The organism is Pantoea sp. DY-15, assembly GCF_019795935.1.
Taxonomy (GTDB): domain Bacteria; phylum Pseudomonadota; class Gammaproteobacteria; order Enterobacterales; family Enterobacteriaceae; genus Pantoea; species Pantoea leporis.
The window spans coordinates 185,386-205,170 of record NZ_JAIMIF010000001.1; the positions used below are offsets into that span (position 1 = coordinate 185,386).

A 19,785-nucleotide genomic window follows, 5' to 3' on the forward strand; every position below is an offset into this window, starting at 1 on the left:
GACACGCTTGTGCGATTATTCAGTCAGTTAAGTTGGTATTTCTTGCGCGAGTGGCGGCGATATCTGGGCGCCGTCAGCTTGCTGATCGTTATTGCCTTACTGCAATTGCTGCCACCGCACGTGGTTGGCGTGATTGTCGACGGCGTTACCCAGCATAATTTAAGCGCCGGGCAGATCTTTATGTGGATCGGCGTGATGCTGGTGACGGCGGTGATCGTCTATCTGCTGCGCTACGTCTGGCGCGTGCTACTGTTTGGCGCATCCTACCAATTAGCCGTTGAGCTACGTGAAGATTTCTATCGTCAGCTTAGTCGCCAGCATCCGGCATTTTATCTGCGCCATCGCACTGGCGATCTGATCGCTCGCGCAACCAATGATGTGGATCGCGTGGTGTTTGCCGCCGGTGAAGGCGTGCTGACGCTGGTGGATTCGCTGGTGATGGGATTGGTGGTGCTGATTGTGATGAGTACCCAAATTAGCTGGCAACTGACGTTACTGGCGCTGATCCCGATGCCAATTATGGCTTTCGCCATCCAGAAAGACGGTGCCCGCTTGCATCAACGTTTCAAAGTGGCGCAGGCGGCGTTTTCAAGCCTGAACGATCAAACCCAGGAAAGCCTGACCAGCATTCGCATGATCAAAGCGTTTGGCCTCGAAGATCACCAGTCGCAGCAGTTTGCTGGCATCGCCGCGGATACTGGCAAGAAAAACCTGCATGTGGCGCGCGTGGATGCGCGTTTCGATCCGATCATTTATATTGCCGTCGGCTTCTCCAACCTGCTGGCAATTGCTGGTGGCGGCTGGATGGTGTGGAACGGCAGTTTGACGCTCGGGCAGCTCACCAGCTTTGTGATGTACCTCGGCCTGATGATTTGGCCCATGCTGGCGCTGGCGTGGATGATCAACATCGTTGAGCGCGGCAGTGCGGCGTGGAGCCGTATCCGTTCATTACTGGCGGAAGCGCCTGCCGTTGAAGATGGCCAGAAAGTGTTACCGCCTGAACCTGGCGTAATGCAGGTTGCCATTCGTGAGTTCCGCTATCCGGCCAGTTCTGGCCCGGTGCTGAGCCATCTTAATTTCCAGCTAAAACCGGGCCAGATGCTGGGATTATGCGGGCCAACCGGCTGTGGCAAGAGCACGCTGTTAAGCCTGATCCAGCGCCACTTCGACATCGATCAGGGCGATATTCGTTACCACAACACGCCGCTGCCGCAGTTGCGACTCGATAGCTGGCGCAGCCGACTGGCGGTGGTCAGCCAGACGCCTTTCCTGTTCTCTGACACCATTGCCGCCAATCTGGCGCTGGGTCGCCCGAATGCGACGCAGCAAGAGCTGGAGCGCGTGGCAACCATGGCCTGCGTGCACGACGATATTCTGCGCCTGCCACAAGGTTACGAAACCGAAGTGGGCGAACGCGGCGTGATGTTATCGGGCGGACAGAAGCAGCGCATTGCGATTGCACGCGCGCTGCTGCTGAATGCCGAAATCCTGATTCTGGATGATGCGCTGTCGGCGGTTGATGGTCGCACTGAACATGACATCCTGCATAACCTGCGTCAGTGGGGCAAAGGGCGTACCTTGATTATCAGCGCGCATCGTCTGTCGGCGCTTACCGAGGCCAGCGAAATTCTGGTACTGCAGCACGGCGCCGTGGCGCAGCGTGGCGATCATGACACTCTGGCGGCCAAAGAAGGCTGGTATCGCGATATGTACCGTTATCAGCAGCTGGAAGCCGCACTGGATGATGATGAAGTGGCAGAAGGAGCAAGCCGTGGCTAAATCACAACGTTTATGGCCGACGCTGAAACGACTGTTGGCGTATGGCAAACCGTGGCGTAAATCGCTGTGGCTGGCGGTCGGCATGCTGTGGATTGCGGCGGCAGCCGAAGTCACCGGACCGGTGCTGGTAAGCTACTTCATCGATAATCTGGTGGCGAAACATCAGATGCCGTGGGGCATCGTCGCGGGCCTGCTGGTGGGCTTTGTCCTGCTGCAATTGCTGGCCGCCGGTTTGCACTATTTTCAGGCGTTGCTGTTTAACCGCGCGGCGATTGGCGTGGTGCAGCAATTGCGCGTGGACGTGATGAACGCGGCGTTGCGCCAGCCGCTCAGCGCCTTCGATACGCAGCCGGTCGGCCAAATCATCTCGCGCGTCACCAATGACACCGAAGTGATCAAAGATCTCTACGTCACCGTGGTGGCCACAGTGTTGCGGGCTGCCGCGTTGATTGGCGCGATGCTGGTGGCGATGTTCTCCCTCGACTGGCGCATGGCGTTGGTAGCGATCGTGATTTTCCCGCTGGTGCTGACGGTGATGATGATTTATCAGCGCTTCAGCACGCCGATTGCGCGTCGCGTGCGCAGCTATCTGGCGGACATCAACAACGGCTTCAATGAAGTGATCAACGGCATGAGCGTGATCCAGCAGTTCCGCCAGCAGGCGCGCTTTGGTGAACGCATGGGCGAAGCCAGCCGTTCACACTATCTGGCGCGTATGGAAACGCTGCGGTTGGATGGCTTTTTATTGCGCCCGTTGTTGAGTCTGTTTTCGGCCATGATTCTGTGCGGTTTGCTGATGCTGTTCAGCTTCGCCACGCCGGGCGTGTTTGAAGTTGGTGTGCTGTACGCCTTTATTACCTATCTTGGCCGCCTCAATGAACCGCTGATTGAACTCACCACGCAGCAGTCGATGCTGCAACAGGCGGTGGTGTCCGGCGAGCGTATCTTCGAACTGATGGATGCGGAGCAGCAAGGTTACGGCAGCGATAGTCTGCCGCTGGCCTCCGGCAGCATCTCGCTGCGGGATGTGAGCTTTGCCTATCGCGATAATCGCGATGTGCTCAGCCACATCAATCTCGAAGTGCCGGCGCGTCATTTTGTTGCGCTGGTGGGGCACACCGGCAGCGGGAAAAGCACGCTGGCGAATCTGCTGATGGGCTATTACCCGGTGACGCGCGGCAGTATCGAACTGGATGGTCGCCCGCTGCCGCAGCTGTCGCACGCCGCTTTACGTCAAAGCGTTGCGATGGTGCAACAGGATCCGGTGGTGCTGGCGGATTCGCTGCTGGCCAACGTGCGTTTGGGGCGCGATATCCCGGAAGATCAGGTGTGGCAGGCGCTGGAGACGGTGCAGCTGGCACCGCTGGCGCGCAGCATGGCGGACGGCATCCATACGCGTTTAGGCGAGCAGGGCAATAATCTGTCGGTTGGGCAGAAACAGCTGCTGGCGCTGGCGCGCGTGTTGGTGTCATTACCGCAAATCCTGATCCTCGACGAAGCCACGGCCAATATCGATTCCGGCACGGAACAGGCAATTCAGCAGGCGTTACGTGCACTACGCCAGCACAGCACGCTGGTGGTGATCGCGCATCGCCTTTCCACCATTACCGAAGCCGATCAGATTTTAGTGCTGCATCGCGGTCAGGTGGTGGAGCGCGGTACGCATGCTGAGCTGCTGGCCGAGCAGGGACGTTACTGGCAGATGTATCAGCTGCAGCAGGCTGGCGATGAACTCGCGGCGGGCATCCCCGTACAAGCTGAAGGGTGATTTGCACCTTTTTTGCACAGTTTTATCGGAATGTTCTGTATTGATGCACTTCTTTGAGGCTTGAAGCACCAAAGAAGTGCAATATTGCAACACCTTTCCTCTTCCTACCCCACAATCTGCGCTGCGCTTCACATAACGAAGCGTGATGCAGCGCGCCTATGCTACTGACATTCCCCTTTTTTTATTTATGGCACAGCCTTTGCTTATATCCCTACGTGTCCGCGAAGACTCACTCAATTTCTTATCCGGAGGGGAACGTATGAAGCTGGTTACCGTGGTAATCAAACCATTTAAGCTGGAGGACGTGCGTGAAGCCTTATCCTCTATTGGTATTCAGGGACTGACAGTTACCGAGGTTAAAGGTTTCGGTCGCCAGAAAGGTCACGCAGAGCTTTATCGCGGTGCCGAGTACAGCGTTAACTTCCTGCCAAAAGTAAAAATTGATATCGCTATTGCGGACGACCAACTTGATGAAGTGGTCGATGTCATCAGCAAAGCCGCGTATACCGGCAAAATTGGCGACGGCAAGATTTTCGTCGCAGAACTGCAGCGCGTCATTCGTATTCGTACCGGCGAGACCGACGAAGCAGCACTGTAACTGGGGCTCTGAATTGTGATGGGATGGAAAGAAATGAATAAACTGATAACGAAGTTGGGCCTCACCAGCCTTGCGCTGTTACCTTCTCTGGCGATGGCGGCCGCCCCTGCAGTAGCGGATAAAGCCGATAACGCCTTTATGATGATCTGTACCGCCTTGGTACTGTTTATGTCGATTCCCGGCATTGCGCTGTTCTACGGCGGTTTGATTCGCGGCAAGAACGTGCTGTCGATGCTGACGCAGGTTGCGGTGACCTTCTCACTGGTTTGCGTGCTGTGGGTGATTTACGGCTACTCGCTGGCGTTCAGTGAAGGCAACGCCTTCTTCGGTAGCTTTCAGTGGGCGATGCTGAAAAATATTGAGTTGAAAGCGCTGATGGGCAGCTTCTATCAGTACATTCACATCGCGTTCCAGGCTTCCTTCGCCTGTATCACCGTCGGCCTGATTGTTGGTGCGCTGGCTGAACGTATTCGCTTCTCTGCGGTATTGATCTTCGTGGTGGTATGGCTGACGCTGGCTTATCTGCCAATCGCACACATGGTATGGGCTGGTGGCTTGCTGGCGCAAGATGGCGCGCTCGACTTCGCGGGCGGCACCGTGGTTCACATCAACGCCGCCGTTGCAGGCCTGGTTGGTGCTTATCTGGTGGGCAAACGTGCTGGTTTCGGCAAAGAAGCCTTCAAACCACACAACCTGCCGATGGTGTTCCTCGGTACTGCGATTCTGTATGTGGGCTGGTTCGGCTTCAACGCTGGTTCTGCTTCCTCAGCTAACGAAATTGCTGCGCTGGCGTTCCTGAATACCGTGGTGGCTACAGCGGGTGCGGTGCTGTCGTGGGTGTTTGGCGAGTGGGCGGTACGCGGTAAACCTTCTCTGCTCGGTGCTTGCTCGGGCTTCATCGCTGGTCTGGTGGCGATTACCCCAGCTTGTGGTTATGTGGGTGTCGGCGGCGCGCTGATTATCGGTCTGGCGGGTGGTTTAGCCGGTCTGTGGGGCGTAACAACCCTGAAGAAATGGCTGCGCGTTGATGACCCATGTGATGTGTTCGGTGTGCACGGCGTGTGTGGCATCCTTGGTTGTATCCTGACCGGCGTGTTCGCGTCCTCTTCACTGGGCGGCGTAGGCTACGCAGAAGGCGTGACCATGGGCCATCAGGTTTGGATTCAGCTGTTCAGCGTGGGTGTGACCATCGTCTGGACTGCGGTGGTAGCCTTCATCGGCTTCAAACTGGCAGATATGATTGTTGGCCTGCGTGTTCCGGAAGATCAGGAACGTGAAGGTCTGGATGTAAACAGCCACGGCGAGAACGCTTACAACCAGTAACCGCCGGGCTAAAGAAGAGCAGTGCGCTAAAATTATAAAAAAACAGAGGGGCGATTTTATCGCCCCTTTTTTTATGCGTCGCGTTGGCGCATCACGCCTTCCTGCACCGTGGTCGCCACCAGTCGGCCATCCTGGGTATAAAACTCACCCCGCACAAAACCGCGCGCGCCCGAGGCGGAAGTGCTCACCACGCTGTACAGCAGCCATTCAGACAAGTCGAACGGACGATGGAACCACATTGAGTGATCGATGGTTGCAACCTGCATATCGGCTTCGAGGAAGCCTTTACCGTGCGGCTGCAGCGCCACCGGCAGGAAATTGAGATCCGAGGCATAGCCCAGCAGATATTGATGGATACGACGGTCGGCCGGTAACTCGCCGTTGGCACGAATCCACACCTGACGCAGCGGCTCATCGACGTGGCCTTTCAGCGGGTTATGAATTTGCACCGGACGAATATCCAGCGGACGCTCAGCGAGAAATTTTTCTTTCAGCTTGAGTGGCAGATGCGCGGCCAGCTTTTTCGCCAAATCCTGTTCCGATGGCAGATTATCCGGGCCCGGCACCTGCGGCATTTCATTCTGATGCTCGAAGCCGCTTTCAGGTGCCTGGAACGAAGCCGTCATGTAGAAGATCGGCTGACCATTCTGTACCGCGCTAACGCGGCGTGCGCTGAAGCTTTTGCCGTCACGCAGCGTTTCGACATCATAAATGATGGCTTTTTGGCTATCGCCCGGACGCAAAAAGTAGCTGTGGAAGGAGTGAATGATGCGCTCTTCCGGCACCGTTTGTTTCGCAGCATACAGCGCCTGGCCGACTACCTGGCCACCAAACACCTGGCGCAAGCCCAGATCTTCGCTCTGACCACGAAACAGGCCTTCTTCCAGTTTTTCCAGATTTAATAAATTAAGCAGGTTGTGCAGTGCCTGGCTCATAGCGGATTCCTCAGCGTGACTCATCGCGTCAGTGTGAAAGATCCGACCAGTTTCCGTCAATGATTTTGCCGCGATTTCAGCGGGCTGGCGGAGGGTTTAGGCGCAATGCCGATATTTGTGCCAGAATTAAGGTCATTCGGCGGCTGAAAAGCTAAGCAATAAATTTACCGCCGACAATCATAGTGTTCATAAGGAGACGACATCGATGAAACTCTGGCAAGTTATTAGCGGTATGACCCTGGCTGCGGCGATTACCGGTTGTGCGGACCACAGCAAGCCGGTTGCCACACCTACACTCGGCTCAGCGGTAGCGGGGCAGCAGGCCGCGATTGCGCAGCCTAATGTCAGTGGTTCGGTGTATATCCGCCAGCGCATTGCGCTGCCGCCGGATTCTGTGCTAACCGTTACGCTATCAGATGCATCGCTGGCCGACGCGCCTTCGAAAGTGCTGTCGCAGCGCGTGGTGCGTACGGAAGGGAAACAGTCGCCGTTCCAGTTTGTCTTGCCGTTTAATCCGGCTGACATCCAGCCGAACGCGCGCATTCTGTTGAGTGCGGCGATTTCGATTGATGGCAAGCTGGCGTTTATCACCGATACGGTGAAACCGGTGATTAATCAGGGCGGCACAAAAGCCGAACTGCTGTTGGTGCCAGTGACCAACGTCGCGATGCAAACCCAGCCGGGAGCAGCAACAACAGTGCCTTCGACTTCACCTACGCAGGTGACGCCATCTGCTTCGGTGCCGGCACCGACAAGTCTGTAATTTCGATTGATGGGACGGGAGAGCGCCGGAAAGCATCGTTGTTCCGTAAAGTCGCTGTCTCGTCCCTGAACGCTCGGCACACGCCATCCATGGCGTGTGACGCTTTACTCCACGACGATGCCTTCCAGCGTGCGACGTTCAGTGCGATTGGCAGCGGGATTGTGCGTGACATATCGCACCGCTAAATTTCCCACCGATATTTCTCTAACTCGATCTCCCCAGCATCACTCACTTCAATCCCTTCCGCTTCCAGCGCATCGCGCTGACGAAATAAGTCGTCGCCCTGCAGTGAAATGCGGCCATGGCGATTGATAACGCGAAACCAGGGTAATTTACTGCCTTCCGGCAAACGGCGTAATACGCCACCCACCTGGCGTGCCGCGCGCGGCGAACCCGCTAATTGCGCAACATCCCCGTAAGTAGTGACCTTTCCTGGCGGAATGGCCGCGATGATCTGCCAGACGCGCTCAGAAAAATTGTTTTGGTCGCTCATATGCGCACCTATTTTTATCTGGAAAGGGCAAACTTTAGCATGCAGAAGGGTAGACATCAGCGCATTGCTGTGTGCTTGTGCAAGAAACCAACGGTTGTCGGGCCTGCGCTTGCAATTGCCGGGGGCATACTTGATAATGCCTGCGCTCTCGAAATGAGGGCTTGTCAATGGGGGCCCTGTTGGTTCTCCCGCAATGCTAACTTGTGAACTCGGTCAGATCCGGAAGGAAGCAGCCGCAGCAGGCGACGCGTGTGCCGGGATGTAGCTGGCAGGGCCCCCACCAATTTGTACCCGCCTCATACTCCACAAAATTTTATGCACAGAGAAATCTGGCAATCCTTTGCCGGTGATTCAATCCTTGATCAAAACGATGTTGGTGCAGATCGGCTGTTAGGGGAAAAACTTAGCGGACGAACTTCCAGACAGAAACCGGTACTTTATCGTAAAGCTTATTCATGGTCAGTTCAGCCAGACGATGATCGGCTGCCGAATAGAATACCGCGAGTTCATTATCAGGTAATTCATACTTGTTTTTTTCGATAACCCGTTCAAGGGTATCGATTGAGCGACAGCGGCGCAGTCGCATCAAATAATCTGTTTTAGTTAAGGCTTGGTTGCTCATAAATAAACCGGTCTCAGTCTGGTGCTAAAAGGAATGGCTAGGTTGTTGGAGATAAGCGCACTCTTCGGCAAACAGATTAAATAAGCGTTTTGCTGAACGCTGCCACCGTTGTAGATCCTGAGTATTGATTCCATAGCTGCTGAACAGCATAAAGGTATCGTCAAGATATTCATCGATTTGCGTAATCAGGGCTTCATCTTCAACGTGCTTAATTTTGTAATTCATCGTGAAAGAAGCGATATGCTCAATCAAATCGTTGAGCTGTAAATTGCTTTCCGAAGTAGGATCATTAACCCAACCATGATGGCTGTCAGTCAATGTCGCCATACTTTCGTCGAACAGGTTCTCACACAGGTATTTAAGCTGGGCAATATCATGCCGTTTCGGTGAGTATTCGTCCATCTTTTTCCCCTCCATAGCTAGCACAGTTACCGCAGCGCGGCGAGATTAAGAAAAGCTACCAGGAAGCGATATCGAATAAAATTGAATTCAGCGACTCCTTAAATGTAATCCACAATCATTAGCTTTGCTCACCTCAATTACCAAATATTACAATTCATCGGCAGGAGAGGGGCGCTCATTGTCAATCACGTCAAACACCAGCGCGCCGGGCTTTACCTGAAACAACACTTCTTCACGACGCGTAAACGTTTCATTTAAATCCAGGCAAGGATTAAATAAATTCCAGCTGAAATCGTAAAGCATTTTAAATCGATTATTGTCGGTTGGTTGAATAGAAATAATCTGGAAGCTATCAGGAACTAATTGCGCGTTTTGAGAATACCACTGTAAATCACCGACTAATGCCTCGGCTATTTTGAGAATATTCCCCTGGATAATTCTGACCAACTTTTCGCAATCGTCCTCATCCACAGCAATATCACAATGAATAATAGACGGCATTTTGTATCCAGTAAAAGAATGATGTTTCTATCATTGAGCTTATTGAGTGATATTGCAAGTCGCTAATAAACAGAAAGAGTAATCGTTGTGATGGGTTTCATAACACATTCATGGCGAAACGGCGAATTAGCGCGGCTATCATTATGATCGATCAACTTTTGAAACACTTTTGCCTGGGCGCAATTGAGGATGAGTCGGGTATGATAATTGTTATGTTATAACATTATTGGTTGTTGAGTATGAATCACAGCGGTTTAATTCTTTCCCTTGGCGGCCGTTTGCTGGTTGCGCTGATGCTGATTGCCTTGCTAGCGCTGGCCTTATATTGGGGCATGCAGAAATGATACATTTCAACCGCTTACAAGCCGGTTATCAAGGCCGTGCGGTGACGCCGGTCGTTAACGGTGAGCTGGCAACGGGCAGCATGACGGCGCTGATTGGCGCTAACGGCACCGGCAAATCGACATTACTAAAAACCATTGCCGGCTTACTACCGCCAATTTCCGGCAACTGCGAATTGCACATCCCACGCAAAGCCCTGGGCTGGTTACCGCAACGCAGTGAACTTGAAACCCGCTTTCCTCTTACTGCCTATGAACTGGTGGCGATGGGCTGCTGGCCACGCTGCGGCTGGTTTGGTGGTATCAATCGCGCCTTGCGCCTGGAAATTGATGCCGCGCTGGATGCGGTACAAATGCGTGAGTTTGCCGATGCGCAGCCATCGACGTTATCTGGTGGGCAACTGCAGCGCGTGCTGTTCGCGCGCTTAATGCTGCAGCGCAGCCAGCTCTGGCTGCTGGATGAACCCTTCAACGGCATTGATAGCCAAACCGTCACCTTGCTGATGTCGATTCTCGAACAGCAGCAGCAGGCGGGCACCACGTTATTAGTCGTGCTACACGATCGTCCGCTGGTGGCGCGCTATTTTCAGGATGTGCTATCGCTCGATGACGCTGATGCCGCACAAACGCCAACGTTGCGTAGGGTGGCGTCGTGACATTACTCCAACCCTTTATCGAATTTGGTTTTATGCGCCGTGCGCTGGTGGCCTGCGTTGCATTAGCGATCAGCGCCACGCCGCTGGGCGTTTTCCTTTCCCTGCGCCGCATGAGTCTGGTCGGCGATGCCTTATCACATGCTGTGTTACCCGGCGCGGCGATTGGTTATCTGGTATCGGGATTATCGCTGGTGGCGATGGGTATCGGCGGCCTGATTGCCGGATTGGCGGTGGCGTTGCTCTCGGGAGCGGTCAGCCGTTATACGCATCTCAAAGAGGATGCCAGTTTTTCCGGCTTTTACCTCGGTTCTCTTGCGCTGGGCGTCACGCTGGTGTCGCTGCGCGGCTCCAGCGTCGATCTGCTGCACGTGTTATTTGGATCGCTGCTGGCGGTGGATAACGCGGCGATTCTGCTGGTCGGCGGCATTGCGGCTACGACCTTGCTGCTGCTGGCGGTGATCTTCCGTCCGCTGGTGATCGATGCCTTCGATCCCGATTTCCTGCGCGCTCAGGGCAAATGGAGCGCTCCGCTGGTGCACGGTCTGTTTCTGATGCTGGTAGTGCTCAATCTGGTGGCGGGCTTTCAGGTGCTGGGCACGCTGATGTCGGTGGGATTGATGATGCTGCCGGCCACCAGCGCACGCTTCTGGAGCCGCCATCTGGCTTACATGCTCGGCATCGCCATGCTGCTGGCGATCATCTCAGCATTTATCGGCCTTATTCTTTCGTGGCATTTCTCGCTGCCGGCTGGACCGGCGGTGGTGCTCAGTGCTGCGGTGCTGTTTCTGCTTTCTGTTTTGACAGGACCATGTGGCGGCCTGTTGCGCCGTCGATAACCAAACCAATAAGGGGATAGGAATGAAAAAGTTACCGCTGAGTCTGGCGATTGGCGCCATGCTGGCAAGCCCGCTGTCGCTGGCGAAAAGCGTTGATGTTGTGGCGAGCTTTACCGTGCTGGCGGATATCGTTAAACAGGTTGGTGGCGATCACGTTAACGTGAAATCGCTGGTCGGGCCGAATGGCGATCCGCACACCTTCGAACCGACGCCGCAGGATAGCCAGGCGCTGTCGAAGGCGGATGTGGTATTCGTGAGCGGTTTGGGCATGGAAGGCTGGATGGATCGCCTGATCAGCGCGTCAGGCTATAAAGGCACCATCGTAGTGGCATCGAACGGTGTCAACACGCGCAAGATGGAAGAGGACGGTAAAAGCGTCACCGATCCGCACGCGTGGAACAGCATGCAAAACGGTGTGATCTACGCCACTAATGTGATGAATGCGCTGATCAAAGCCGATCCTGAAGATGTGGCGGATATTCGTAAAAGCGGTGAAAGTTACATTCAGCAGCTGCAGAAGCTGGATAGCTGGGCGAAAAATGCGTTTGCCGAAGTGCCGAAGAGCAAGCGTAAAGTGCTGACCAGCCATGATGCCTTTGGCTACTTTGGCCAACGCTATGGCGTCAGTTTCCTGGCGCCGGTGGGCTTCTCTACCGAAGCGGAAGCCAGCGCCAGCGACGTGGCCTCGATCATCCAACAACTGAAGGCCGAGCACATCAAAACCTACTTTATGGAGAATCAAACCGATCCGCGACTGGTAAAACAGATTGCCAGCGAAACCGGCGCACAGCCGGGCGGGGAACTTTATCCTGAGGCGCTGTCGGAAGCGAATGGCCCAGCAGCGACCTATGTCGCCGCGTTCAAACACAATGTTGACGCCATTCTGCATAGCATGAAGTAAAAAAAGGCCGGGGAGCATCCCGGCCAACTATCACGACACTTTCCTACCTTTTTTTCTTTCTTCCCTGAACCGCCTTAAAGCGCGGGTTAGTTTTGCAAATCACATAGATGCGACCTTTACGACGCACGACTTTGCAATCCTTATGGCGCGTCTTTGCAGAGCGCAATGAACTCAATACCTGCATCTGTTCTCTCCAGCGTTACTTGTTGCGCGACAGGAAGCTGCCGAAACGCTGGTTGAAGCGCGCGGTGCTGCCTTCTTTAGCAAAGTCTTTCTGCTTGCCGGTGTAGAACACGTGGGATTTTGACGAGACATCCAGCGTGACATACGGCAGCACTTCACCTTCATACTCAATGGTGCGCTCGGTTTTGATGGTGGAGCCGACTTTAAAGTATTCGTTGGCCGAGGTGTCGTGGAACACCACTGGGCGATAAAGAGGATGGATATTCGGTTTCATAGTAACCTCGCTATGTAATGTTATACTATAACAATAGTATGAGCCCGAACATGGCTGATTGCAACCGTGAAAAACGCAGGGATTTTGGTGGGGCAGGGAAACAGCAATAAAAAAGGCCGCATCAGCGGCCTTTTAGGGAAGAGTAAAACTTAGTGTTTGTGCTCAACCGGATGACCGTGTTCCAGGTCACCTTTGTTCTTACTGAAGCGGCGACGTACCACCACGAAGAACACCGGAACGAAGAAGATAGCCAGCGCGGTCGCTGTTACCATCCCGCCCATTACGCCGGTACCTACCGCGTTCTGTGCGCCAGAACCCGCACCGGTGCTGATCGCCAGCGGCATTACGCCGAGGATAAAGGCGAGTGAGGTCATCAGAATCGGACGCAGACGCATACGGGATGCTTCCAGCGTGGATTCCACCAACCCTTTACCTTCCTTCTCCATCAAATCCTTGGCGAATTCGACAATCAGGATGGCGTTCTTCGCCGACAATCCTATGGTAGTCAACAAGCCCACCACAAAGTAGACGTCGTTACTTAAGCCACGCAGCGTGGTGAAGATCAGTGCGCCGACAACACCCAGCGGTACCACCAACATGACCGAGAACGGAATCGACCAACTTTCATACAGCGCGGCCAGACACAGGAACACCACAATCAGTGAGATAGCATACAGCGCCGGAGCCTGGTTACCTGACAAGCGTTCCTGATAGGACATGCCGGTCCAGTCGTAACCGATACCCGCCGGCAGTTTTCCTGCCAGCTCTTCCATCAGGTTCATGGCATCACCGGAGCTCTTGCCTGGCGCAGCCTGGCCCAGAATCTCCATCGATGGCAAGCCGTTGTAACGTTCCAGACGCGGTGAACCGTACTGCCACTTCGCCGAAGAGAAGGCGGAGAACGGTACCATGGTGCCGCCGCTGTTGCGCACGTACCATTTACTGATATCGTCCGGCAACATACGTGAATCGGCCTTGCCCATAACGTACACCTTCTTCACGCGACCGCGGTCGATGAAGTCGTTGACGTAAGAACCGCCCCATGCTGAAGCCAGCGTGGTATTGATGTCAGACAGCGACACACCCAGCGCCTGCGCTTTCTCCTGATCGATGATCAGTTTGTACTGCGGCGTATCTTCCATGCCGTTTGGACGCACACCTACCAGCGTATCCGAATGCTGAGCGATCATGCCAAACAGCTGGTTACGCGCGGCGGTCAGCTTCTCGTGACCCAGGTTGCCCTGATCGGTCAGCATGAAGTCGAAGCCGGTGGCGTTACCCAGTTCGATAATCGCTGGCAGGTTGAACGGGAACACCATCGCATCTTTGATTTGACCGAGCGCCTGCATGGCACGACCGGCAATCGCAGGGACTTTCAGGTTGGCATCGCCACGCTCATCCCACGGCTTGAGGCTGACGAACGCAATACCGGTGTTCTGTCCACGACCGGCGAAGCCGAAGCCGTTAACGGTAAACACGGAGTTAACGCTGTCTTTCTCTTTGGTCAGGAAGTAATCCGTCACCTGATCCAATACTTTCTGGGTACGTTCCTGGGTAGCACCGGCTGGCAATTGCGCCTGCGCCAGTAACAGACCCTGATCCTCTTCCGGCAGGAATGAGGTAGGCAGTTTCAGGAACAGGTACGCCATGCCGACCACGATCACCAGATAAATCAGCAGGTAACGGCCGGTGCTGCGAATGATATGACCGACACTATCAACGTAGTGGTTGGTGCTCTTATCAAACAGGCGGTTAAACCAGCCGAAGAAACCGGTGGTTTTGCCGTGAGCGCCTTTCTCCACCGGCTTCAGCATGGTGGCACAAAGCGCAGGCGTCAGGATCAACGCCACCAGCACCGACAGCGCCATCGCCGAAACGATGGTGATGGAGAACTGGCGATAAATGACGCCGGTTGAACCACCGAAGAACGCCATTGGAATAAATACCGCTGACAGCACCAAGGCAATACCGACCAATGCGCCCTGAATCTGCTCCATCGAACGTTTGGTCGCTTCTTTCGGCGGTAAGCCTTCTTCCGCCATTACACGTTCGACGTTCTCTACCACCACGATGGCGTCATCCACCAGCAGGCCGATGGCGAGCACCATCCCGAACATCGTCAGGGTGTTTATCGAGTAGCCAAAGGCACTGATGATCGCAAAGGTTCCGAGCAACACAACAGGAACGGCGATGGTTGGAATCAGCGTCGCACGGAAGTTTTGCAGGAACAGATACATCACCAGGAACACCAGCACGATTGCTTCGAACAGCGTTTTCACCACTTCGAAAATCGAAATTTTCACGAACGGTGTGGTGTCGTACGGATAAACCGTTTTCATGCCTGCCGGGAAGAACGGCTCCAGTTTCGCCAGTTCTGCTTTCACCGCATCGGCGGTGTCCAGTGCATTAGCGCCGGTGGCCAGTTTGATACCGATACCGGAAGCCGGTTTGCCGTTATAACGCGCGATGATCTCGTAGTTTTCACCACCGAGTTCAATCTTCGCCACGTCACGCAGACGTACCTGCGAACCATCCTGATTCACTTTCAGCAGAATATTGCCGAACTCATCTGTCGATGTCAGACGGGTTTGCGCAATGATCGAGGCATTCAGCTGTTGGCCCGGTACAGGTGGCGTACCGCCCAACTGACCCGCGGCGATCTGGGTGTTCTGGACTTTCAGCGCGTTGATCACATCCACTGGTGTCAGTGAATAGTTGTTCAGCTTGTGTGGGTCCAGCCAGATGCGCATCGCATACTGCGCACCAAACACCTGGGTATCACCGACGCCCGGCATACGGCTGACCGGATCTTTGATGTTTGAAGCAACATAGTCAGAAATATCATTCTGCGTCATGGTGCCGTCATCACTGACAAAACCCGCTACCATCAGGAAGCTGCTAGAGGATTTCTTAACCTGAATACCCTGTTGCTGTACTTCCTGTGGCAGTAACGGCGTGGCCAGCTGCAGTTTGTTCTGCACCTGAACCTGCGCGATATCGGCATCAGTACCGGATTGGAAGGTCAGCGTCAGCGTCAATGTACCCGACGAGTCACTGCTCGAGGACATATACATCAGTCCATCGATACCGTTCATGTTTTGCTCGATGACCTGCGTCACCGAATCTTGCAGCGTTTTCGCATCAGCACCTGGATAGGTGGCCTGGATTTCAACCGCCGGCGGTGCAACATTGGGATATTGCTCAATCGGCAGGCTGATAATCGATAGCACACCAGCCAACATGATGATGATGGCGAGCACCCACGCAAAAATGGGGCGATCAATAAAGAACTTAGCCATGTATCAGTGGCTCCTGTTATGACGATGATTTAGCAGACGGTGATTCTGGTGCAGCTTTGGCATCATCGGAGACTTCTTTTGGCGTCACCTGCGCACCCGGTTTGGCACGCTGGATACCGGTGGTGATCACCCGATCGCCTTCTTTTAGACCTTCCGTCACCAGCCATTTGTCGCCAAATGCCTGATTAGCGGTGATGTTACGCGATTCCACTTTATTATCTGCGCCAACCACCATTGCGGTTGCCTGACCGGTTGGGGTGCGTGTTACGCCCTGTTGCGGCACCAGCAGTGCGGTGGGATTGGTGCCCTCATCCAGACGCGCACGAACAAACATGCCTGGCAGCAGGCGATTGTCCGGGTTCGGGAAGATGGCGCGCAGCGTGATCGAGCCGGTGGTTTCATCCACGCTCACATCAGAGAATTCCAATGTGCCTGTCTGCGGGTATGCGTTACCGTTTTGCATCAGCAGGGTGACGTTGGCCTTACCGTCGTTCTGTTTCAGCTGACCGGATTCCAGCTCTGCGCGCAGACGCAGGAAATCATCACTGGATTGGGTCACATCGACATACATAGGATCGAGCTGTTGCACGGTCGCCAGGGCAGTGGTTTGCCCGTTGGAAACCAGCGCACCTTCGGTTACCGACGATTTACCAATACGACCGCTGATGGGTGACGTCACTTTGGTATACGCCAGATTGATGCGCGCAGTTTCGACGTTGGCACGCGCAGCCTGGGCGGCTGCAGCAGTCTGAGCTGCGGTGCCTGCGGCGGTGTCATAGTCCTGCTGACTGATGTACTTAGTACCCAGCAGCGGCTTATAGCGAGTAATGGTTAACTGCGCAACACGCGCATTGGCTTCAGCCTGGGCGAGATCCGCTTTAGCGCTGTCGTAGGCCGCCTGATAGGTGGCGGGATCAATCTGATACAACGACTGACCGGCTTTTACATCACTACCTTCAACAAAATTACGCTTGAGGATAATTCCTGACACCTGAGGGCGAACTTCCGCAACGCGGAAAGCCGAGGTACGGCCCGGCAGCTCGGTGGTAATTTTCAAGGGTTCGTTTTTTAACGTTACAACACCCACTTCTGGGGGCTGCTGCTGGGCGGCTTGCTGGGATTTATTATCATCACATCCTGTTAACACAAAGCTGCCTGATAGCATCAGGACGGCCGCCAGAGGCGCTAATCCTCTGTTTTTATTCATAAATAAACCTCTAGTGTCCGATATCAAATGATCAATGGATCACAAACCGATAAACCCATTGCTGCGTTAAAACACGGGTCATGCTATGGTACATACATTCACAAATGTATGTAAACTTACAAGTTTGTAAAAAAAGCCCAGCATGGCACGAAAAACCAAAGCGCAAGCTCTTGAAACACGGCATCAAATTCTTGACGCCGCATTAGCACACTTTTCCGAACATGGTGTGGCCGCCACGTCTCTGGCGGATATCGCAACAGCGGCCGGCGTCACGCGCGGGGCTATCTACTGGCATTTCAAAAATAAAGCCGATCTCTTACAGGAAATCTGGCTGCGTTGTGACGCTGGGCTGGACGATGTGGAACTTGAGTATCAGACAAAATACCCGGGCGATCCACTTTCTGTTGTTCGTTCTATGTTGATCTATATCCTTGACGCCACAGCAAAGGATCCGCAAAGACGCGCATTAATGGAGATTATCTTTCACAAATGTGAGTTTGTTGGCGAAATGTCGACGTTACAGGATATGCAGCAGAGCTTACTGCAAGCGTGTTACGATCGAATTGAAACTGTACTACGTCTTTGTATTGATGCCAGCCAATTGCCTGCGAACCTGAATACGCGTCAGGCGGCGCTACTGATGCGCGGCTATATCAATGGCATGATGGAAAGCTGGTTGTTCAACCCGCAAAGTTTTGATTTGGCAGCCGATGCGCCTCAGCTGGTGGATGCGTTTCTTGATATGTTGCGCCTGAGTCCAACGCTGCTTAGTCGGCCTTGATTTCCGCCGCTTGTTTCTGCTCATAATCCCGCTGAACAATCGCCAACGCAGCCAGCACGGTGGCGGTGGGAACATTATTCTCTTCAAGCAGTTGAATCAGATCGACGGCAAGTTTGATTTCGTCTGGTGCGCTCTCCAGTGACATTCTTTCTCCTAAATACGTAATTTCGCCGCGACCAGCAGCATTAACAGTGCGCCCAGCAGCGCGCTGGCAAAACCGGCTGGATGCAAGGCGGCCAGATCGCCGGTGGTGAAGTAGGTGGCGATATAGCCGCCAATCAGCGCGCCAATCACCGCCAGCACCAGCGTCGGCACAAATCCTCCCGGACGACCGGGAAAAATCACCCGCTTAAGCCAGCCTGCGGCTAAACCGATCACAATCCAAAAAACCAGCGTCATGATTTTTCTCCTTTTTCTCACCGCAATGAGTATAGAGGAAAAAGCGCCGCGTTTAGCGCGGCATAGACGGCAACTCCAGTTTGTAGATAGCGGCGCGGCAGCGTGCCAGGCGCTCCTGCAGCTGATCGACTTCGCGAATCAACTGCTGCTGAACACTGAGGGTTTCGGCGCGCGCCAGATGCTGCTCGCGCTGCTGAATCATCGCCAGTAAGCGCTTTTCGTAACCCTGATACTCTTCACGCTTGGCCTGGCGTGCATCGACACGTGGCCGCTCGCGCTTGACGCGCAGCTGCTGGCTCTGGCATTCGCGCTGCAAGGCGGCAATTTGATCCAGCACTTTCTCCGCCAGCCATTGACGGCGCGCCACATCAGTGTCAGCAGCGGTTAACTGCGTCACATTGCCTTCCAGTTCGCGCAGATAATCCGCCAGACGCGTGCCGCTGGTGCGAAACAGGTGAGAATCAAAACGGGGCTGACGACAGGCACCATCCGGCTGCTGCGCAATCTGCTGGCGCAGTAACTCTAACATGGCATGGAGACGTTGCTGGGCGGGCGGTTGGGGCATCACTCTGTTTCCGACTGTGTTAACGTAACGCTGTTTTTGACTTATTCAGGCATCAGGCATGCAGCGCATTTTACTACTGAGCCTTGGCTGGCTGGCGATTGTGCTAGGTACGCTGGGCATTGTATTACCTTTATTACCTACGACGCCATTTGTGTTGCTGGCGGCCTGGTGTTTTGCCCGCTCGTCGCCGCGTTTCCATCATTGGTTGCTGTGGAAGTCGCCGTTTGGCCGCTATATTCGCCACTGGCAGCAGCATCGTGCCATGCCGCCCGGCGCCAAAGGGCGCGCCATGTTGCTGATTGTGATTACCTTTTCGGTGTCCCTTTATTTAGTAAACCTGCTGTGGGTGCGCATCCTGTTAGGCGCGATGCTGTGCCTGCTGCTGCTTTTTATGTGGCGCATTCCGGTTGTAACCGAGGATGCCAACCCGCCACAACAGTAGCGTGAGGGTTGCATTTAGCCGGGTATTTGCATAGATTTGGGCATCTTCGTGCGTGGCTTCCCTTATAAACGACTTCGCTTAACCCGGTTTCCGGGGTTTGGCGCTAGAGAAGCTGCGCGTATTAGATATTTTCTCCAGGCGTAACATTTATGACCGCAACTGCGCAGCAGCTTGAACTCATCAAAAACAGCATTAAAAGCATTCCTGACTATCCGAAGCCGGGCATTCTGTTCCGTGACGTGACCAGTCTGATGGAAGATCCGCAGGCGTATGCCGCGTCGATCGCCATTCTGGTGGAGCGTTATCGTAACAAAGGCATCACCAAGGTGGTGGGAACGGAAGCGCGTGGCTTCCTGTTTGGCGCACCGGTGGCGCTGGGTTTGGGCGTGGGTTTTGTGCCGGTGCGTAAGCCGGGCAAACTGCCGCGTGACACCTTCAGCGAAAGCTACGAGCTGGAGTACGGCACCGATGCGCTGGAACTGCACAAAGATGCCATCAAACCAGGCGATGTGGTGCTGGTGGTGGACGATCTGCTGGCGACTGGCGGCACGCTGGAAGCAACGGTGAAACTGATCCGCCGCGCCGGTGGTGAAGTGAAAGACGCCGCATTCGTGATTAATCTGTTTGACCTGACCGGCGAAGCCCGCCTGACTGCCATGGGCGTCGAGTGCTTCAGCCTGGTGAATTTCCCCGGCCACTAAGGCCTGCGCGCTCCGC

The 19,785-nt window shown here is 54.5% G+C and carries 23 protein-coding genes and 1 other RNA gene; 12 read left to right on the forward strand and 12 right to left on the reverse strand.

Annotated features, from left to right (window positions below):
* The first annotated feature begins 9 nt into the window (after positions 1–9).
* The 4 genes from K5Y32_RS00890 to amtB all read left to right on the forward strand — a co-directional run bounded on the left by K5Y32_RS00890 (position 10) and on the right by amtB (position 5,468).
* Positions 10–1,779 carry a SmdA family multidrug ABC transporter permease/ATP-binding protein gene (locus K5Y32_RS00890; RefSeq protein WP_222181559.1) on the forward strand — a complete coding sequence of 590 codons (1,770 nt, stop codon included), beginning with the start codon at positions 10–12 and terminating at the stop codon, positions 1,777–1,779.
* A complete protein-coding gene (locus K5Y32_RS00895) occupies positions 1,772–3,547 on the forward strand; it encodes a SmdB family multidrug efflux ABC transporter permease/ATP-binding protein (protein ID WP_192414041.1) in 1,776 nt (591 codons plus the stop codon). The genes K5Y32_RS00890 and K5Y32_RS00895 overlap by 8 nt, the downstream gene beginning before the upstream one ends.
* Positions 3,548–3,806: 259 nt before the next feature.
* Positions 3,807–4,145, forward strand: coding sequence for a P-II family nitrogen regulator (gene glnK / locus K5Y32_RS00900; RefSeq protein WP_007886947.1), 339 nt, complete (start codon positions 3,807–3,809; stop codon positions 4,143–4,145).
* A gap of 33 nt (positions 4,146–4,178) precedes the next feature.
* A complete protein-coding gene (gene amtB / locus K5Y32_RS00905) occupies positions 4,179–5,468 on the forward strand; it encodes an ammonium transporter AmtB (RefSeq protein ID WP_101762414.1) in 1,290 nt (429 codons plus the stop codon).
* Between the two features lie 71 nt (positions 5,469–5,539).
* On the opposite strand, the gene tesB is transcribed toward amtB, so the two are convergent.
* The gene (gene tesB / locus K5Y32_RS00910) at positions 5,540–6,403 is read right to left on the reverse strand and encodes an acyl-CoA thioesterase II (protein WP_101762413.1); all 864 of its coding nucleotides are present in this window, start codon (positions 6,401–6,403) and stop codon (positions 5,540–5,542) included.
* Between the two features lie 205 nt (positions 6,404–6,608).
* On the opposite strand from tesB, the gene K5Y32_RS00915 reads away from it, so the two are divergent.
* Positions 6,609–7,166 (forward strand): YbaY family lipoprotein, encoded by a 558-nt coding sequence (locus tag K5Y32_RS00915; RefSeq protein WP_110867736.1) that lies wholly within the window; start codon positions 6,609–6,611, stop codon positions 7,164–7,166.
* A 181-nt stretch (positions 7,167–7,347) separates the two neighbouring features.
* Here the strand turns inward: K5Y32_RS00915 and K5Y32_RS00920 are convergent, their stop codons facing one another.
* On the reverse strand, positions 7,348–7,659 hold the full coding sequence (locus tag K5Y32_RS00920) for an MGMT family protein (RefSeq protein ID WP_008103902.1): 312 nt from the start codon (positions 7,657–7,659) through the stop codon (positions 7,348–7,350).
* A gap of 177 nt (positions 7,660–7,836) precedes the next feature.
* Here K5Y32_RS00920 and ffs point away from each other — a divergent pair.
* Positions 7,837–7,933, forward strand: an RNA gene (ffs, locus tag K5Y32_RS00925) — signal recognition particle sRNA small type.
* Positions 7,934–8,062: 129 nt separating this feature from the next.
* Here ffs and K5Y32_RS00930 read toward each other — a convergent pair.
* The 3 genes from K5Y32_RS00930 to K5Y32_RS00940 all read right to left on the reverse strand — a co-directional run bounded on the left by K5Y32_RS00930 (position 8,063) and on the right by K5Y32_RS00940 (position 9,184).
* Positions 8,063–8,281, reverse strand: a complete 219-nt coding sequence (locus K5Y32_RS00930; protein WP_007886938.1) for an HHA domain-containing protein — start codon at positions 8,279–8,281, stop codon at positions 8,063–8,065.
* Positions 8,282–8,305: 24 nt separating this feature from the next.
* Positions 8,306–8,683, reverse strand: coding sequence for an Hha toxicity modulator TomB (gene tomB / locus K5Y32_RS00935; RefSeq protein WP_007886936.1), 378 nt, complete (start codon positions 8,681–8,683; stop codon positions 8,306–8,308).
* 147 nt (positions 8,684–8,830) lie between these two features.
* Positions 8,831–9,184 carry a hypothetical protein gene (locus K5Y32_RS00940; RefSeq protein WP_222181560.1) on the reverse strand — a complete coding sequence of 118 codons (354 nt, stop codon included), beginning with the start codon at positions 9,182–9,184 and terminating at the stop codon, positions 8,831–8,833.
* A 340-nt stretch (positions 9,185–9,524) separates the two neighbouring features.
* On the opposite strand from K5Y32_RS00940, the gene K5Y32_RS00945 reads away from it, so the two are divergent.
* Genes K5Y32_RS00945 through K5Y32_RS00955 form a run of 3 tightly spaced genes read left to right on the forward strand, consistent with a single transcriptional unit; the run spans position 9,525 to position 11,918 of the window.
* The gene (locus K5Y32_RS00945) at positions 9,525–10,181 is read left to right on the forward strand and encodes a metal ABC transporter ATP-binding protein (RefSeq protein ID WP_222181561.1); all 657 of its coding nucleotides are present in this window, start codon (positions 9,525–9,527) and stop codon (positions 10,179–10,181) included.
* Positions 10,178–11,017, forward strand: coding sequence for a metal ABC transporter permease (locus K5Y32_RS00950; RefSeq protein WP_222181562.1), 840 nt, complete (start codon positions 10,178–10,180; stop codon positions 11,015–11,017). Before K5Y32_RS00945 ends, K5Y32_RS00950 begins: the two co-directional genes overlap by 4 nt.
* Positions 11,018–11,039: 22 nt before the next feature.
* The gene (locus K5Y32_RS00955; protein WP_222181563.1) at positions 11,040–11,918 is read left to right on the forward strand and encodes a metal ABC transporter substrate-binding protein; all 879 of its coding nucleotides are present in this window, start codon (positions 11,040–11,042) and stop codon (positions 11,916–11,918) included.
* A 43-nt stretch (positions 11,919–11,961) separates the two neighbouring features.
* On the opposite strand, the gene ykgO is transcribed toward K5Y32_RS00955, so the two are convergent.
* The 4 genes from ykgO to K5Y32_RS00975 all read right to left on the reverse strand — a co-directional run bounded on the left by ykgO (position 11,962) and on the right by K5Y32_RS00975 (position 16,881).
* Positions 11,962–12,102 (reverse strand): type B 50S ribosomal protein L36, encoded by a 141-nt coding sequence (gene ykgO / locus K5Y32_RS00960; protein ID WP_008103894.1) that lies wholly within the window; start codon positions 12,100–12,102, stop codon positions 11,962–11,964.
* Positions 12,103–12,117: 15 nt separating this feature from the next.
* Entirely contained in the window at positions 12,118–12,375 is a 258-nt protein-coding gene (locus K5Y32_RS00965; RefSeq protein ID WP_101762406.1) for a type B 50S ribosomal protein L31, read from the reverse strand.
* Positions 12,376–12,524: 149 nt separating this feature from the next.
* The gene (locus tag K5Y32_RS00970; RefSeq protein ID WP_101762405.1) at positions 12,525–15,674 is read right to left on the reverse strand and encodes a multidrug efflux RND transporter permease subunit AcrB; all 3,150 of its coding nucleotides are present in this window, start codon (positions 15,672–15,674) and stop codon (positions 12,525–12,527) included.
* A 16-nt stretch (positions 15,675–15,690) separates the two neighbouring features.
* Positions 15,691–16,881, reverse strand: coding sequence for an efflux RND transporter periplasmic adaptor subunit (locus K5Y32_RS00975; protein WP_101762404.1), 1,191 nt, complete (start codon positions 16,879–16,881; stop codon positions 15,691–15,693).
* Positions 16,882–17,023: 142 nt separating this feature from the next.
* Between K5Y32_RS00975 and acrR the strand changes: the two genes are divergently transcribed.
* Positions 17,024–17,662 (forward strand): multidrug efflux transporter transcriptional repressor AcrR, encoded by a 639-nt coding sequence (gene acrR, locus K5Y32_RS00980; RefSeq protein WP_110867732.1) that lies wholly within the window; start codon positions 17,024–17,026, stop codon positions 17,660–17,662.
* Here acrR and rsmS read toward each other — a convergent pair.
* The 3 genes from rsmS to priC are packed head-to-tail and all read right to left on the reverse strand — an operon-like array spanning position 17,649 to position 18,626.
* Positions 17,649–17,807 carry a pleiotropic regulatory protein RsmS gene (gene rsmS, locus K5Y32_RS00985; RefSeq protein WP_176971286.1) on the reverse strand — a complete coding sequence of 53 codons (159 nt, stop codon included), beginning with the start codon at positions 17,805–17,807 and terminating at the stop codon, positions 17,649–17,651. The genes acrR and rsmS overlap by 14 nt on opposite strands.
* 8 nt (positions 17,808–17,815) lie before the next feature.
* Entirely contained in the window at positions 17,816–18,061 is a 246-nt protein-coding gene (locus K5Y32_RS00990; protein ID WP_008103884.1) for a GlsB/YeaQ/YmgE family stress response membrane protein, read from the reverse strand.
* A gap of 52 nt (positions 18,062–18,113) precedes the next feature.
* Entirely contained in the window at positions 18,114–18,626 is a 513-nt protein-coding gene (gene priC, locus K5Y32_RS00995) for a primosomal replication protein PriC (RefSeq protein WP_222181564.1), read from the reverse strand.
* A 58-nt stretch (positions 18,627–18,684) separates the two neighbouring features.
* Between priC and K5Y32_RS01000 the strand changes: the two genes are divergently transcribed.
* A complete protein-coding gene (locus K5Y32_RS01000) occupies positions 18,685–19,068 on the forward strand; it encodes a DUF454 family protein (protein ID WP_222181565.1) in 384 nt (127 codons plus the stop codon).
* Between the two features lie 149 nt (positions 19,069–19,217).
* Positions 19,218–19,769, forward strand: coding sequence for an adenine phosphoribosyltransferase (gene apt, locus K5Y32_RS01005; protein ID WP_101762398.1), 552 nt, complete (start codon positions 19,218–19,220; stop codon positions 19,767–19,769).
* Positions 19,770–19,785: the final 16 nt, after the last annotated feature.